Below are 221 nucleotides of genomic sequence, written 5' to 3'. Positions count from 1 at the left end.
CATAACTCCGTCCGGGGTCAGGGGAAGCTCACCCTCAATTCATTTGTGCAACAGAGCCGTCGGTGCCCATCGATCCGGCCGCAGCTTAGTTGGCCGCCGCCGTCGTTTGCCTCAACTGATGACGAGCCTTAGCTGTGCCGCCCCTCCGCTAGGGTGATTGATCTGGCATGAAAGGGCCTGCGAGGACAATTCGCCGCTTCCGCCGCTGAGCTCGTCCACGG

The organism is Caldimonas tepidiphila, assembly GCF_003569765.1.
In the GTDB taxonomy this organism is placed as follows: Bacteria; Pseudomonadota; Gammaproteobacteria; order Burkholderiales; family Burkholderiaceae_C; genus Caldimonas; species Caldimonas tepidiphila.
The sequence above is the reverse complement of the archived record's forward strand: the minus strand, read 5'-3'. Positions refer to the sequence as shown.